Source organism: Mycobacterium sp. PSTR-4-N, assembly GCF_022348085.1.
Lineage (GTDB): Bacteria > Actinomycetota > Actinomycetes > Mycobacteriales > Mycobacteriaceae > Mycobacterium.
The window spans coordinates 104,212-118,213 of sequence record NZ_JAKRFN010000005.1 but is presented as its reverse complement, the minus strand read 5'-3'; the positions used below and the strand labels follow the sequence as shown (position 1 = coordinate 118,213).

General features: G+C 67.2%; 18 protein-coding genes and 1 tRNA gene. 13 read left to right on the top strand and 6 right to left on the bottom strand.

The annotated features are described in order from the left end of the window. The first annotated feature begins 174 nt into the window (after positions 1-174). The 3 genes from MHN84_RS09245 to MHN84_RS09240 all read left to right on the top strand — a co-directional run bounded on the left by MHN84_RS09245 (position 175) and on the right by MHN84_RS09240 (position 1,564). Positions 175-257, top strand: a tRNA-Leu gene (locus MHN84_RS09245). A gap of 309 nt (positions 258-566) precedes the next feature. Beyond that, positions 567-689 (top strand): hypothetical protein, encoded by a 123-nt coding sequence (locus tag MHN84_RS29660; protein WP_255730187.1) that lies wholly within the window; start codon positions 567-569, stop codon positions 687-689. Positions 690-808: 119 nt separating this feature from the next. Then, a complete protein-coding gene (locus MHN84_RS09240; RefSeq protein WP_241204338.1) occupies positions 809-1,564 on the top strand; it encodes a dienelactone hydrolase family protein in 756 nt (251 codons plus the stop codon). Between the two features lie 67 nt (positions 1,565-1,631). Here the strand turns inward: MHN84_RS09240 and MHN84_RS09235 are convergent, their stop codons facing one another. Further along, the gene (locus MHN84_RS09235; RefSeq protein ID WP_241204337.1) at positions 1,632-2,399 is read right to left on the bottom strand and encodes a siderophore-interacting protein; all 768 of its coding nucleotides are present in this window, start codon (positions 2,397-2,399) and stop codon (positions 1,632-1,634) included. A gap of 30 nt (positions 2,400-2,429) precedes the next feature. Continuing rightward, positions 2,430-3,122, bottom strand: coding sequence for an O-methyltransferase (locus tag MHN84_RS09230; protein ID WP_241204336.1), 693 nt, complete (start codon positions 3,120-3,122; stop codon positions 2,430-2,432). Between the two features lie 79 nt (positions 3,123-3,201). On the opposite strand from MHN84_RS09230, the gene MHN84_RS09225 reads away from it, so the two are divergent. The 5 genes from MHN84_RS09225 to MHN84_RS09205 all read left to right on the top strand — a co-directional run bounded on the left by MHN84_RS09225 (position 3,202) and on the right by MHN84_RS09205 (position 6,235). Further along, positions 3,202-3,990: a helix-turn-helix domain-containing protein gene (locus tag MHN84_RS09225; RefSeq protein ID WP_241204335.1), complete on the top strand. Its 789-nt coding sequence runs from the start codon at positions 3,202-3,204 to the stop codon at positions 3,988-3,990. Between the two features lie 98 nt (positions 3,991-4,088). Beyond that, positions 4,089-4,469 (top strand): helix-turn-helix transcriptional regulator, encoded by a 381-nt coding sequence (locus MHN84_RS09220; RefSeq protein WP_255730222.1) that lies wholly within the window; start codon positions 4,089-4,091, stop codon positions 4,467-4,469. Positions 4,470-4,474: 5 nt separating this feature from the next. Then, entirely contained in the window at positions 4,475-4,885 is a 411-nt protein-coding gene (locus MHN84_RS09215; protein WP_241204333.1) for a VOC family protein, read from the top strand. Further along, positions 4,882-5,253 (top strand): DUF1801 domain-containing protein, encoded by a 372-nt coding sequence (locus MHN84_RS09210; protein WP_241204332.1) that lies wholly within the window; start codon positions 4,882-4,884, stop codon positions 5,251-5,253. Before MHN84_RS09215 ends, MHN84_RS09210 begins: the two co-directional genes overlap by 4 nt. A gap of 22 nt (positions 5,254-5,275) precedes the next feature. Further along, a complete protein-coding gene (locus MHN84_RS09205) occupies positions 5,276-6,235 on the top strand; it encodes a dipeptidase (RefSeq protein ID WP_241204331.1) in 960 nt (319 codons plus the stop codon). A 33-nt stretch (positions 6,236-6,268) separates the two neighbouring features. Here the strand turns inward: MHN84_RS09205 and MHN84_RS09200 are convergent, their stop codons facing one another. Together MHN84_RS09200 and MHN84_RS09195 are read right to left on the bottom strand one after the other, a co-directional pair. After that, positions 6,269-7,339, bottom strand: a complete 1,071-nt coding sequence (locus MHN84_RS09200) for a GGDEF domain-containing protein (protein ID WP_241204330.1) — start codon at positions 7,337-7,339, stop codon at positions 6,269-6,271. Then, positions 7,324-7,509, bottom strand: a complete 186-nt coding sequence (locus MHN84_RS09195) for a hypothetical protein (RefSeq protein ID WP_241204329.1) — start codon at positions 7,507-7,509, stop codon at positions 7,324-7,326. The genes MHN84_RS09200 and MHN84_RS09195 overlap by 16 nt, the downstream gene beginning before the upstream one ends. 345 nt (positions 7,510-7,854) lie before the next feature. On the opposite strand from MHN84_RS09195, the gene MHN84_RS09190 reads away from it, so the two are divergent. Both MHN84_RS09190 and MHN84_RS09185 read left to right on the top strand, forming a co-directional pair. Further along, positions 7,855-8,484: a pyridoxamine 5'-phosphate oxidase family protein gene (locus MHN84_RS09190; RefSeq protein WP_241204328.1), complete on the top strand. Its 630-nt coding sequence runs from the start codon at positions 7,855-7,857 to the stop codon at positions 8,482-8,484. A 19-nt stretch (positions 8,485-8,503) separates the two neighbouring features. After that, positions 8,504-8,758 (top strand): YdeI/OmpD-associated family protein, encoded by a 255-nt coding sequence (locus MHN84_RS09185; protein WP_374238350.1) that lies wholly within the window; start codon positions 8,504-8,506, stop codon positions 8,756-8,758. On the opposite strand, the gene MHN84_RS09180 is transcribed toward MHN84_RS09185, so the two are convergent. Both MHN84_RS09180 and MHN84_RS09175 read right to left on the bottom strand, forming a co-directional pair. Further along, complete coding sequence (locus MHN84_RS09180) at positions 8,755-9,174, bottom strand: ChaB family protein (protein WP_241204326.1); 420 nt, start codon at positions 9,172-9,174, stop codon at positions 8,755-8,757. The two genes, MHN84_RS09185 and MHN84_RS09180, sit on opposite strands and share 4 nt — an antisense overlap. 38 nt (positions 9,175-9,212) lie before the next feature. Next, the gene (locus tag MHN84_RS09175) at positions 9,213-10,556 is read right to left on the bottom strand and encodes an aldehyde dehydrogenase (protein ID WP_241204559.1); all 1,344 of its coding nucleotides are present in this window, start codon (positions 10,554-10,556) and stop codon (positions 9,213-9,215) included. 99 nt (positions 10,557-10,655) lie between these two features. Here MHN84_RS09175 and MHN84_RS09170 point away from each other — a divergent pair, with 99 nt between their 5' ends. Genes MHN84_RS09170 through MHN84_RS09160 form a run of 3 tightly spaced genes read left to right on the top strand, consistent with a single transcriptional unit; the run spans position 10,656 to position 14,002 of the window. Next, entirely contained in the window at positions 10,656-12,278 is a 1,623-nt protein-coding gene (locus MHN84_RS09170; RefSeq protein ID WP_241204558.1) for an ATP-dependent DNA helicase RecQ, read from the top strand. A gap of 36 nt (positions 12,279-12,314) precedes the next feature. Beyond that, a complete protein-coding gene (locus MHN84_RS09165; protein ID WP_241204325.1) occupies positions 12,315-12,824 on the top strand; it encodes a hypothetical protein in 510 nt (169 codons plus the stop codon). 11 nt (positions 12,825-12,835) lie between these two features. Beyond that, positions 12,836-14,002 (top strand): zinc-dependent alcohol dehydrogenase, encoded by a 1,167-nt coding sequence (locus tag MHN84_RS09160; RefSeq protein ID WP_241204324.1) that lies wholly within the window; start codon positions 12,836-12,838, stop codon positions 14,000-14,002.

Here is a 14,002-nt window from a genome sequence, read left to right as displayed (position 1 = left end):
CGATGCTTGCATGCATGCTATCGGCCACCTGTACCCCGTCGTGACTCTCAGAACTCTGAGAATTGCATCGATCCAGGTCACAGCGCCGCGAGCAGCGGTTTTGGAGTTCCGGTGCCCGTCGACGTACGGTTGGAGCCCGGGGTCGCCTGCGTGATAGGCTCCCCCGGTTGTTTCGGGCGAGTGGCGGAATGGCAGACGCGCTGGCTTCAGGTGCCAGTGTCCTTCGGGACGTGGGGGTTCAAGTCCCCCTTCGCCCACACAGAGGAGTTCTATGAACTCCAAGCGCTGAGGTCACGATCCAGATATGGGTCGTGACCTTTGTGTTTTGCGGGGGCGCTGTGGTGGGTACGACGGCCACTACATTCAGCGTCGTGTCCGACAGCGCCCCTATCCCGGTGCGGGCAGCAGCCGCTCGGCCAGCGCAACCGGTTCTGTGTCCTCTGCTGTTGTTCGCGGCTAACCACAGACGCGGGAGGGCCAGGTCCGGCCGCGACACGGCGGGCCGCGGCATCATCCAGTCGACCTGGCGCCCGCTGGTCCCTGTGCTGGGGTGGGCGAGCGCGTTCATGGCGTTGTCAGTGTCCGGTCCTGCCCCGGAGCTGGAGATCGACGGCAGCATGCTCGCCGTTGCGCTGCTCGTCGCGCACGGACTTCTGAACGCCAACCCTGTCATGCTCTTCCTTCGGTGACGGGTATGTACGGATCGTGACGTCGGACAGCCGTTTCCGTGAAGACCCCCGTGGGCCGGACTTTTGCGCCGAGGGCGAAAGCAGTACAGCAGGTGTGAGTGCATTTCTAGTGTGAGTCCGTGGGTGCAGCGCAACATGTCGAATACACCGTCGACGGGATGACGATGGTCGGCCACCTGGCGCTCCCCGACGATGAGGGTCCATGGCCGGCCGTGCTGATCGGGCATGACGGGGTCGGTCTCGACGCCTATCAGCGCCGCCGCGCTGACATCCTTGCCGAGCATGGGTACGCCGCCTTCGCCATGGACTATCACGGCGGGCGCACGTACTTCGGCGAACCGGAGGCCATGCTGGAGCGAGTGATGCCGCTGTTGGACGACTCGACGCGGATGCGCGCCATTGGCCGGAAGGCGCTCGACGTATTCACGGCGGTACCGGGCGTCGACCATAGGCGGCTCGCGGCACTCGGATACGGCGCGGGTGGTCGAGTACTTCTCGAACTAGCCTGTACAGGAACGCCTTTCGTTGCACTCGCGGCGGTCCACCCCGCTCTGCCGCCGAACCCGCAGACGGAAGACTGGGCCGGCGTCGGGGGAGCATTCTTGTTGGCTACCGGCTCCGAGGATCCGCTGTGCACTCCAGGACAACTCCTCGCTTTCGGCGCCGCGCTGGAAGGCGCCGGGGTGGATTGGCGCGTCGCGGTCTTCGGCGGCGCACAGCACGCATTTTGGGCCGTCGAGGCCGCGCCCGGCCAGTCGGCCACCGTCCCCGGAGTGGGGTATCACGCGCTCCAAGCGCGACGGGCGTGGGAGGCCGTGCTGCAACTGCTCCGCGACGAGATGCCTGTCAGGGGTGCGGTGGACGCCAACGACTGACCGATCGCCGATCCCCACCCTCACCGTTCGAATCTACGACGGCGTAGCGCAGACGGAGTCCTGCCGCTCACTCCATGCCGCGACGGCCCGGCGTCCAGAACGGTTTGGTGCGGATGTTGCGTCGGTCCCAGCCGCGCTCCTCGACCAAGATTCTCCTCACCGTCTGCGCGGTGCGCGCCTCCCCGGCGAGGTAAGCGACGCCAGGCCGGTCGGGAAGGGCGAGCTCTCGTACGGCCTGCGCGAGCACTACCGAATCGGCGGCCGTGGTGTCGCCACGCTCTACGTGAATCAGGTTGCGCGACAGAGCGATGTGGTCCGATTCGTGGGCGCCTTCGACGACCCCGTACACCGGGGTTTCGTCGGGCACGGCGCGCACCATTGCGGCGAAGGCGACCGAGGCGGTCTCTTCCCCGACGAACAGGTGATACGGCGCGTCAGGGCGCACGATGAATGACCCTTGGGGCCGTGTCATCGTGACGTGATCCCCGACCCTGGCGGCCGATGCCCACCGTCGCGCTGGCGTCTGCGAACCGGATTCACCGTCGTGATCCAGCATCGCGATGTCGAGGGAGCCACGTTCGGAGTCGGCGTCGTAAATCGAGTAGGTGCGCAGTGCGTCGTGAGGGTGCAGGCGCAGCATGGAGTCGAGCAGCCCGGCGACCTGCAACCTGATGTGCTGGCCGGGCTTCCAGGCCATGGTTCGTAGCTGGTCGCCGCTCACCCGGATGCGTCGCATCCTCGGGGTCAGCGGGCTGATCTCGGTGATCGTCGCGGACAGGAACACGCTGTCGCGCAACGTGTTCAGCAGTGGGACGTTCTCGAAGAGGGGTACCACAGAAACCTCCTGGTGATGTGCTGTCGACGGTCAGACCGTGTAGACGGACATCTCGTTGCCGCGGCCCGGTTCGAAAGGGAGCCGTAGAGATCGGTAGCCGTTGGCGGGATTCCGCACGTGGGTGAGGTAGTCACCCGACTCATCCACGGCGTTCTCGGCGATCACCAACGCTCCCGCGGCGAGGTGCGGCTCGAGGATCTGCAGCACCGGGAGGTACAAGCTCCATGCACCGTCCAGTAGGACGAGGTCGATACCGTCGTCGATCCCCTGCCGCAGGGTGTCGAGGGCGTCGCCGACGCGAATGTCGACGAGGTCTCCCACGCCCGCGGCTGCGACGTTCTGCTGCGCGCGTGCGGCTTTCGCGGGCTCCAGTTCTGTGCCCACGAGCCGGCCCCCTCCTCCGTCGCGCAGCGCCGCGGCCAGGTGGATGGTGGAGACCCCGAACGAGGTGCCGAATTCGACGATGTTCCGTGCCCGGCGCGCTCGAGCGCAGATGTAGAGGAACCGGCCGAACTCGGCCGACACGTTCAAGAAGTTCGTCGCGAACTCCCGGTAGACGGCCCGGTAATCCCGGGCCTCCCGCGCCATCAGCTGCGCGATCTCCTCGCTGTTGCCCTCCAGCGCCTCGTCCCACTGCGCGTAGAGAGCCCCGTCCGCCGCGTGGGCCTCTGTGAACAGGCGAGCGAGAACGTCGGAAACCGGCGGTGAGGTGAGAGTGTCCATCAATGCTCCTTCGTTGTGCGGATTCTCGACTAAGGGTTACCTAACAAAAGCGCTTGCACCACCGGTAACGTGCTGGTGTGTGCCGGAAACCCGCCAACATCTCGAGTCGGTGCCGACGTACCCGGCCGGAGCGCCGCACCGCATCGGACGGCTGGGTGCCGATACGCGAATCGGCACGCATCGGCACACGCAGGGGCAGCTGGTCTACGCGGTATCAGGAGCCTTGGCCACCACGACTGAACGCGGTACGTGGGTCGCGCCGGCCAACCGGGTGACGTGGACTCCGCCGGGTTTTCAGCACGCCCATCGTGGTCTCGGCGGCACAGACGTCCGCATCATCGTCATCCCCGGGGAACTCTCGCAGCGGCTCCCTGATCAGCCGAGCGTGTTCGAGGTCGGCCCGCTCCTGCGCGAGGGCATCGTGGCGTTGACCTCGCGGCCGGTGATGAACCCCGAGGCATATGCACGGCTGCGGGCGGTCATCCTCGATGAGCTGATCGAGGCTCGAGAGCTACCCAAGCGCTTGCCCGAGCCGCAGGATGACCGGCTACGTGCGGTCGCCGAACTGCTCGACGCGGATCCCGCGCAGACCACGACGCTGGCCGAGTTCGGCCGTGCCGTCGGTGCGAGCGAGCGGACGTTGAGCCGCCTTCTGCGCACCGAGTTCGGCATGAGCTTTCCCCGCTGGCGGACGATTCTGAGGGTCCACCACGGCATCGTCCGTCTCGACCGCGGTCACTCGGTCACCGACACCGCGAATGCCTGCGGGTGGTCGAATCCCTCGAGCTTCATCGAGGCGTTCACTGCGGTCATGGGGCAGACACCCGGTAGCTATCAGCTTGGTGTGCACGGGGACGCCTCGCGCTGACCGGGCACTTCAGTGGCAGGCTGTCATGAGTGAGCATCACGCCCGCGGACGCGCATCATCTCGCCGAGCTCAAACTGCTCCGGCGCGTCCGCGACAGGATGGACCGCGACTACGCGCAGCCGCTCGACATCGAGACCCTCGCCCGGGGCGTCAACATGTCGGCCGGGCACCTCAGCCGCCGCTTCAAGGCCGCGTTCGGAGAGTCGCCCTATGCGTACCTGATGACTCGGCGTATCGAGCGCGCGATGGCGCTACTGCGGCGCGGCGACCTGAGCGTGACGGAGGTGTGCTTCGCCGTCGGCTGCTCCTCGCTCGGAACGTTCAGCACACGGTTCACCGAACTGGTCGGGATGCCACCCAGCACCTATCGCGAGCGGACCGCCGGCGCGGCCGACGGCCTGCCGTCCTGCATGGAGAAACACGTGAGCCGACCGATCAGGAATCGAGAAGCGCCCGCTGCGGCGCTCGACTTAGCGTGAGACACATGGACCTGACGATTCACACCACGTTCCTGCCCCACGAGGATCCGGAGGCCTCGCTCGCCTTCTACCGCGACGTCCTGGGCTTCGAGGTCCGCCTCGACGTCGGCGGCGGCAGGATGCGTTGGATCACGGTCGGTCCGCCCAATCAGCCAGAGACGTCCATCGTCCTGCACCCGCCCGCGGCCGACCCGGGCGCCACCGACGACGAGCGCCGCGTCATCGCGGAGATGATGGCCAAGGGCACCTACTCGATCATCGTGTTGGCGACCAGGGATCTGGACGGCACGTTCGAACGTCTGCAGGCCAGCGACGCCGACATCGTTCAGGAACCGATCGAGCAGCCGTACGGCGTGCGCGACTGTGCCCTGCGCGATCCGGCGGGCACGATGATCCGCATCCAGGAGGTCGGGTGAGCGTGGGTGAATCGCCGTCCGAGAAGATCGACGCGAGGATCGACGAGCTGGGCGACTGGCGGGGCGACACTCTTGCGCTCGTCCGCGCGCTCATCAAGAAGGCCGCTCCGGACGTCACCGAAGAGTGGAAATGGCGCGGTGTTCCGACCTGGTACCACGACGGGATGCTGTGCACTGGTGAGACATACAAGGACAAGGTCAAGGTGACGTTCGCGAAGGGCGCATCGCTGGACGACCCGGCGGGGCTCTTCAACTCCAGCCTGGGTGGCAACACCCGGCGAGCCATCGACATCGCTGAAGGCGACAACCTCGACCAGGACGCTTTCGTGGAGCTGGTTCGCGCCGCGGTGGCGCTCAACACGCAGTGATGACCGTGGAGCGTCGGTAGTCGTGGCGCTGCTGTGGGATCAACACGCCTGTCTGCCGTTGAAGGTCGATGCAGAGGTGGCTCCACTGACACGATTCCGACGTCCCGGCGGAGCTTTCGTCTCGGTCAACGTGGGCTACTCTCCGCAGTCGTTCTCGGACTCGGTCGCGCTGCTGAGGCACTTCCGGTCAGCCGTCGAAAGCCATCCTGATCTCGACTTGGTGTCCGATGTCGACGATGTCGAACGGATCACGTCCGCCGGCCGGATCGCGGTCGTGTTCGATCTCGAAGACTCGGGCCCGCTCGACGACGACCTCGACAACCTGGCGATCCTGGCCGGGCTCGGCGTGCGGACCATGCTGCCGACCTACAACCACGCCAACCGCGCGGGCAGCGGGTGCCTCGACATCGATGACGGCGGGCTGACCACGTGGGGCGAGGCGATCGTCGCCGAGATGAATGCGGTGGGCATGGTCGCGGACGGCTCGCATTGCAGTCGCCGGACCGGGCTCGATCTGTGCCGTGTCTCGACAATGCCTGTGGTGTACAGCCATTCGTGCATGGCCGCAGTCTGGGATCATCCGCGCAACATCACCGATGACCAGGCCCGCGCCTGCGCCGACACCGGAGGCGTCGTGGGGATCACCGGCGTCGGGATCTTTCTCGGACCGAACACCCCGACACTGGAAGCAATGCAACGGCACCTCGACCATGCCGTCGATCTCGTCGGCATCGCCCACGTCGGCATCAGTAGCGATCACTCCTTCGACCACGCAGACTTCAACGACGAAATGGCCCGCAATCCGGATTGTTTCGACGACAGCTACACCCGGTGGGGACCGATCCAGTGGATGCCGCCGGAAACGTTCATCACGTTGGGTGAGCATCTGGCCGGACAGGGGTGGACCGATCCCGACATCCACGCCGTGCTCGGCGGGAACTTCCACCGGGTCGCCAGACAAGCCTGGACCGGCCGACGCTGACGCGATTCGCGTCCGCGTGCACCACCCAGGCGGTCAGATCACGCTGCCGTGATGGCGACACCGGTTGCCGCCGTTGTGTTTTGCGTCGTACATGGCTTTGTCCGCCGCGGTGATGAGTTGGTCCATCATCAGGTCGAACGAGTCCTCGCTCACCATGCTGACGTCGAGCAAAGCGGTTCCGATGCTGCTGGTGATGTCACAGGGCAGCTGCGCTATCGCCGCGCGCACGTCTTCGTACCGCAGCGCGGCGTCCCCGGAGGCGACGACGTCGGCGAAGAGGAATTCCTCTCCACCGCTGCGCGCGATGACGGTCGTGGGGGTGGCCGTTGCGCGCAGCGCGTCGGCGACCGCGACCAGAGCCCGATCGCCGGCTGCGTGGCCGCGGGTGTCGTTGACCGCCTTGAACCGGTCCAGGTCCAGCAGGGCAACCAGCAGATAGCCGTCCTGCTCACCGTGATGGGTGAGGTTGGCCCGCACCATGTTGCGGAATGCGCGGCGGTTCAGCAGCCCGGTCAGGGGGTCGAGGTCGGCGACCGCGAGATCGCCCCGCAACGTCCGCACCAGGGCGTAGAACACCAGGCCGGTTCCGATGCTGCACTGCAGTATCAGGAACAGATCGACCAGGGCCATCGCAGGGCGTCGCTCCACTGCCGCGACGGCCACCGTCTGGCTGACGGCCACCCCGATGACGACCGACAGGACGCCGAGCACCACCCGGGGGGAATGGAAGAAGGCGGCGTAGCTGACGATCGTGGTGAAGGCGATGCAGCCCAGCAGCGACGCCAACGGATCCGGATAGGCCAGACATGCCAGCGTGATCGACAGGGTGGTCGCGGCAACATAGGCCAGCGACCAATGCCGCGACGGCCAGCGCCACAGGAAGAGCACGGTGCCGAAGAGACCGCCCGCCACAGCGATCGCCATCATCGCGCGACCGATCGTGCTGTCCGGGTGACCCGCCCCGAACGTCAGCGCCATGACCCCGGCCGCCATCGCCGCCGTGGTGGCTGCCAGCCAGAACCTCGTTCGTTCCTTCAGGCCGCGGGTGTCGAGGAAGTCGGTGATCCAGTCGTAGTGCTCGACAGATCTCAGGAGCCGCTCCACGACCCCTGGCCTACGGCCGGTCCGCAGGGGGGCCGCCGCCGGTCGGCGGCCATGGGGGAGGTGGCGGTTGCTGAGGCCAGTGACCTTGCGGCGGTGGAGACGGCCAGTAGCCCGGAGGTGGCGGCGGTGGTGACGGCCAGTGCCCCGCTGGTGGGGGTTGCTGTGGCCACTGGCCGGGCGGTCCTTGCTGGTAGTACACACTTGGGAAGGGGTACTGAGGCGGCATCGGGTGTTTGGGTGCTCGAGATTTGCGAATGGCCCACACCACCAGCCAGATCAGGCCCCCGACGATCGCCAGTCGAACCACCATGGCGCCCACCCACCGCCCCGGATGTTCCGGTGCGGCGAGCTCGAGTGCCAGGTAACTGGTCGACACAGAATCCCCCTTGTCGGCCTCTGCGAAAGCGCACAGGCGTGCCGCCCAGCATATGGCTGATCTCCGACGTGGCGGACAGCAATGCGTCTTCTCCGGAAATCCGTTGCCGCGGGGGTGGGCTCAGGCTTGACTGACGGGTGTGAACGACGTGCTGAGTGATCTGACGCGAAAGCCCGATCGGCGTGGTGATCGGCAGGTGCTCGATGCCGTGTTCGACGAATGCGTGGTGGCGACGGTGTCGACGGTCATCGACGGTCAGCCGTGGGTGATCCCGGCGTTGGTGGTCCGTGACGGCGACCGGTTGCTGATCCACGGCTCGACGGGCGCGGGCGCGCTGCGCCATGCCGCGGCCGGTGCGCCGGTCGCGATCAGCGCGTTCGTCCTCGACGGCATCGTCGTCGCCGAACGTCAATTCGACCACTCGGCGAACTACCGCTCGGCGGTGGTGCGCGGAACCTGCCGCGGCGTCGACAAGGCTGATCGAGCAGCGGCACTCGACGTGTTCACCGACGCCCTCCTGCCGGGCCGTCCCGCCGAGTGCCCGCCCCACACGCCGAGCGAAGTGGCCGCGACGCTGGTGCTGGAATTGCCGATCGCGCAGGACAACTGGGTGGCCAAGCAGCGCAGCGGGCCGGCTGCAGAGCCCGAAGGTGAGGCGTGGACGGGCGTGATCCCGGTCAGCCAGATCTATTCGACACCGGAATCCGACTCGGAGCACAGCGTTCCCGCTTCGGTAGCCGCCGTCGTCGCCCGGAACGGGTTACCCTGACGCCGTGGCGGTCGGCGAGATCTCGGGCGGGGTGGTACACGATCTGCCGAACGATCTGAAAACCGCGTTGCAGAACAACCCCGCAGCGCTCACCGCGTGGAACGACATCACGCCGCTGGCGCGCAACGAATTCATCTGCTGGGTCACCGATGCAAAGCAGGAGTCGACGCGCGTGCGGCGCATCCGACGCACGCAGGAAGAACTCGAAGAAGGCAAACGCCGGCCCTGCTGTTGGCCCGGCTGCAAGCATCGCGAGCGCACCGGTAAGCCCTAGCGGTCGCGGCGGCTTTCCCGCCGATTGGCCTTCTTGATCTCCTCCACGAGCTCTTCCTTGCTCATCCTGGAACGACCGGTGATGGCGAGCCGTTTCGCAACGTCCATGAGGTGCTTCTTGGTGGCGTTGGCATTGACGCCCTCGGCGGTCTCCCCGGATGCGTTCGGGCCGCCGCTGCGCGCGCGCTCATCGGACGGCCCCCGGTCCTCTTTCTCCTCCCAGCGGTCGCCGACCTTTTCGTAGCTGTGTTTGAGCGCGCTGTATGCGGTCCGGTACGCCCGCTCGCCCTCGCCGTACTCCTCGGCCGCTGCGTCGTGGGCTTTGGCGAATGTCCGTTGAGCTTTGTCGTCGGACTTCTTCAGTGTGCTGGGGAGCTCGCTCTGCTTGGCCTCACCCGACTTCGTGGTCTTCGGCATCGCGGTCCTCCTTTCTCGAAAAGTGTTGTCACAAGAAACTATTGACCGGGCGATGACCAGTGCAGCACTTTCAGAGCCGTCATCTCGTCGAGCAGTTCGGGGCCGTAACCGATTCCGGAGCCACTGGCGCGCCGCGGCTCGGCGGATCCTCCGGGTGCGCCACCGAACACCGCATTGATCTTCACCGTCCCGACCGGGAGGCTGTGCCAGGCCTCCTGCGCGCGGGCCATGTCGGCGGTGAGGACCGTCGCTGCCAGTCCGAAGCGGTCGTCGGCAGCCTCGGCGAGCGCAGTCTCGAAGTCCGGCACCACCCGCACCGGCGCGATCGGTCCGAAGGTCTCTTCGCGCATCAGCAGCATGTCCGGTGTGCAGGCGGTCAGGACGGTTGGCGGGTAGTAGGTCCCCGGTCCGGGGCGTGGCGCACCGCCCACCAACACGCGCGCGCCGCGTTCGATCGCGTCGGTGACGTGGCTGTGCACATGGTCGCGGTGCCGCTGGTCGACCAGCGGGCCGATGCGGGTCTCCCAACGGCACGCCTCGTCGGCGAGTGCGGCGAGGAAGGCGTCCGCCGCCCCGGCCACGACGAACACCCGTTCCACCGCCACGCAAATCTGTCCCGCATTGGCGAACGCGCCCTGGGCCGTCTGCTCGGCCGCCCATTTCGCGGAGACGTTGTCGTCGACGATCAGGGCGTCGTTACCCCCGTTCTCGAGCAGTGCTTTGGCGCCGCGCTGCGCGCAGGCCTGCGCGATGGCGCGCCCGGTAGAGCTGCTGCCGACGTGCGCCACCACGTCGACACCCGGCGCCGCGGCGAGGTGAGCGCCGACAGAACCGTCGCCGTCGACGATTTCGAGGACGCCGTCGGGAAGCGCTTGCGCCACCAGCTCGGCGAAACGGCGCCCGGTGCAGGGGCACCGCTCACTGGGCTTGTGCACCACCGTGTTTCCGGTGACCAGCGCGGCTCCGATGAGGCCGGCGGCCACCGCGACCGGATCGTTCCACGGGGTGAGCACCGCGACCACTCCGCGCGGTTCGGGCGCCATCAAGTCGGTGGCGGCCCAGCCACCGAGAAGGCTGCGGCCGCGGTGCACGGGTCCGAGCTGTGCGTACTGCCGCAGGGTCCCGATGCCGGCCTCCACACCACCGAGGGCATCGTCGCGAGGCTTTCCGGTTTCCCGTTCGTTCAGCTCGGCCAGCTCGGCGGCGGCGGCCGCAACGGCGTCCGCCGCAGCGCTGATCGCTGCCGAACGGTCGGCTGCTGCTGTACGCGCCCATGCGGGCTGGGCGGTTCTCGCCCGATCGACGGCCGCATCGCAGTCAGCGTCGCCGGCGATCGGAACCCGAGCGACGGTATCGCCGGTGCGCGGGTCCAGGACTGTCATCTCCATCGCGTGCACCCGGGTTCGGTTACCCGGGTGTCGACGATCGACACCCGGCGATGTGAGCGGGTTGAGACGACGGTCGTCGGGTACCTGCGGGCGATGATCGGGCGAACGGACCTGCAGGACGCGGCGGCGCGAGTGTTCGGCTGGGACACGCTGCGCGATGAGCAGCTCGATGCGATGGTCGCGGTGGTCGAGGGACGCGACGTGCTGGCGGTGATGCCCACCGGGTCGGGCAAGTCGGCGATCTATCAGGTGCCCGCGACGGTGATGCCGGGGGTGACGGTGGTGGTGTCACCGCTGATCGCCCTGCAGCGGGATCAGATCGAGGGTTTGGCGGACACCGGCGCGCCGCGCGCAGTGGCGGTCAACTCCCGGCAGAGCGCGGGGCGCAATGATCGCAGCTGGGCGGAGATGCGCACAGGAGACTCGGAGTACGTGTTCCTGTCACCGGAGCAGCTGACCAAAGACGATGTGGTCGAACAACTCTGCACGCTGCCGTTGGCGATGTTCGTGGTCGACGAGGCGCATTGCCTCTCCGCGTGGGGACACGACTTCAGGCCCAGCTATCTGCGGCTCGCCGACGCGATCGCACAGGTCGGCGAGGTGCCGGTGGTGGCGTTGACGGCGACGGCGTCACCGGTGGTGCGCAGCGACATCATCACCCATCTTGGCCTGCGCGACCCGGTCGTCATCGCCACGGGATTCGACAGGCCGAACATTCGGCTCGAGGTCAGCCACCATGTCGGCGCCCGCGACAAGCGCGCCGCCGTGCTCGACGCGGTGGCCGGCATGGCCGGGCCCGGTCTGGTCTACACCGCTACCCGCAAGGACGCTGAGCGGTGCGCAGACGCACTGCGCGACGCGGGTGTGTCTGCCGCCGCCTATCACGCGGGACTGCGGGCCAGAGAGCGCGACGACGTGCATCGCCGGTTCCGTACCGATGAGATCGATGTGGTGGTGGCGACGTCGGCGTTCGGGATGGGAATCGACAAACCGGATGTGCGATTCGTCGTACACGAGTCGATCCCCGACTCCGTGGACAGCTACTACCAGCAGATAGGTCGTGCGGGACGGGACGGCGACGACGCGGTGGCGACGCTGTTCTACCGACCCGAGGATCTGTCGCTGGCGAAATTCTTCATGACCGCGCACGCCGACGAGGAGCGACTCCGGGCCGTGCTGGCAGCACTGTCGACATCACGGCCGAAACGGTTGACACGACTGCGCGACGACACGGGCATCGCAGGCCGGGCGCTGACGCAGGCGGTGAACCTGCTCGAGCAGGCGGCCGCCGCGAGATCGGGACGCCGGGGCTTCGTCCTCGTCGACGAGGACGTGGAGCAGGTCCTCGCGCGGGTGCGCCGCATCACCGAGGCGACCGAACGCGTCGACCGGACCCGGGTGGAGATGATGCGCGGGTACGCCGAGACCACGGATTGCCGTCGCCGCAACCTTCTCGGCTACTTCGGCGAGCAGCTCAGTCGGCCCTGTGGCTTCTGCGACACGTGCGACGACAACACCGCCCGCGGCCATCCGGCGACCGAGGAGCAACCCGCGGTGCCGCCGAACACCGCTGTCGAGCATCGCGAGTGGGGACGCGGTGTCGTCATCAGTGGCGAATCGGATCGCATCACCGTGCTTTTCGAGGAGTTCGGCTATCGCACGCTGGCCGTCGAGGTCATTCGCGACACCGAAATCCTCACTGTCGCCGACGGGTGACGTTTCGGCGGATTCGCCCCGGGTAGCAGCGAGCGCATGAGCGTTGTCGACAAGGCCCGAGAGCAGGCCAAGCATCTCGTCACCAAAGTCACCGACCGGGTGGCCGAGGTCATCAGCACGGATTCACCCGTCCAAGCCGTCACCATCGGGCGCCCGCGGCAGGAAGTCGTGCGGGTGTTCACCGATCCCGGCCTGCTCTCCGTCGTGTTCGGCGACGTCGCCGACGTCGAGAGCGTCGGCGCGGACCGGCTGCGTTTCGCGTTCGGCACCGACGGCCCCGCCTGGGAGTGCGTGGTCGATGTGCACGACGACCAGGTGAGGTTCGTCGATGTGCATCCGGACGGCGCGACGCAGATGGTGCTGATGTTCCGCGACGCTCCGGGGGAGCGGGGCACGGAGGTGATCGCCCGGCTCAGTAGCCCCGGCCCGGGAACGCTGACCGGCGCGCTGACCTTCAAGGCGCTCTACCGGGCTCGCGCCCTCCTGACGACCGGCGAGGTACCCACCATCGCCCGCAACCCGAGCGCTCGCCCGTCGGCGCGCTGAGAGGACATGACATGAAGGCACTCGTATGGAACGGCGTCAACGACCTCGCGGTCGAGACCGTCGACGACCCCGAGATCCTCAACCCGCACGACGTCATCGTCGCGGTGACATTGAGCACCACGTGCGGATCGGACCTGCACTTCATCGACGGCTACCTCCCCGGGATGCGCGAGGGCGACGTGTTCGGCCACGAGTTCATGGGGGAGGTGGTCGAAGTGGGGCGTGAGGTCACCGGGATCAGCGTGGGCACCCGGGTGGTGGTGCCGTCGTTCATCGCGTGCAACAGCTGCTGGTACTGCGACCACGACCTGTACTCGTTGTGCGACACCACGAACCCCAACGCCGAACTACAGGCCCCGCTGCTCGGGGCGCCCACAGCGGGCATCTATGGCTACACCCACGAGTTCGGTGGTTACGCGGGCAGCCACGCACAGTTCGTCCGGGTCCCGTTCGGCGACGTCAACTGCTTCGCCGTACCCGAGTACGTCACCGACGAGCAAGCGCTGTTCATGTCCGATGCGGTCCCGACCGGCTACATGGGAGCTGACTTCTGCGACATCTCCGCCGGTGACGTGGTTGCGGTGTGGGGAGCCGGCGGGGTGGGCCTGATGGCGGCACGCAGCGCCGTGCTCAACGGAGCGGGTCGCGTCATCTCCATCGATCGCATACCTGAAAGGCTCACTCTGGCAGAGCAATTGGGTGCCGAGACGATCAACTACGCCGAGGTGCACAGCGTGGCAGAGGTGCTGCGTGAGAAGACGGGTGGCCGCGGCCCCGACTCGGTGATCGAGGCGGTGGGTATGGAAGGCCACAGCACCGGCATCCAGCAGATCTACGACCGCACCAAGCAGGCACTGCGGTTGGAGACCGATCGCGCGGCGAGTCTGCGGGAGGCGATCCTGGCATGCCGCAAGGGCGGTGTGGTCTCCGTTCTCGGCGTCTACGGTGTCACCGACAAGTTCCCGATGGGCGCGCTGATGAACAAGGGCCTGACGTTGCGTTCGGCTCAGCAGCACGGGCAGCGCTACATCCCTCAGTTCTTCGACTACGTCGAGCAGGGCGACCTCGATCCGTCGGTGCTCATCACCCACGATCTACCGCTGTCCGACGGTGTGCGCGCCTACGAGATGTTCAAGAACAAGACCGACGGGTGCATCCGAGTGGCTCTGCGACCCTGA

Bases quoted from the DNA above. Each gene is read 5' to 3' on its own strand.
- MHN84_RS29660 (WP_255730187.1), top strand. From the start codon at position 567: ATGGCGTTGTCAGTGTCCGGTCCTGCCCCGGAGCTGGAGATCGACGGC.
- MHN84_RS09230 (WP_241204336.1), bottom strand. From the start codon at position 3,122: ATGGACACTCTCACCTCACCGCCGGTTTCCGACGTTCTCGCTCGCCTG.
- MHN84_RS09220 (WP_255730222.1), top strand. From the start codon at position 4,089: ATGGACCGCGACTACGCGCAGCCGCTCGACATCGAGACCCTCGCCCGG.
- MHN84_RS09215 (WP_241204333.1), top strand. From the start codon at position 4,475: ATGGACCTGACGATTCACACCACGTTCCTGCCCCACGAGGATCCGGAG.
- MHN84_RS09180 (WP_241204326.1), bottom strand. From the start codon at position 9,174: ATGCCGAAGACCACGAAGTCGGGTGAGGCCAAGCAGAGCGAGCTCCCC.
- MHN84_RS09175 (WP_241204559.1), bottom strand. From the start codon at position 10,556: ATGACAGTCCTGGACCCGCGCACCGGCGATACCGTCGCTCGGGTTCCG.
- MHN84_RS09170 (WP_241204558.1), top strand. From the start codon at position 10,656: ATGATCGGGCGAACGGACCTGCAGGACGCGGCGGCGCGAGTGTTCGGC.
- MHN84_RS09165 (WP_241204325.1), top strand. From the start codon at position 12,315: ATGAGCGTTGTCGACAAGGCCCGAGAGCAGGCCAAGCATCTCGTCACC.
- MHN84_RS09160 (WP_241204324.1), top strand. From the start codon at position 12,836: ATGAAGGCACTCGTATGGAACGGCGTCAACGACCTCGCGGTCGAGACC.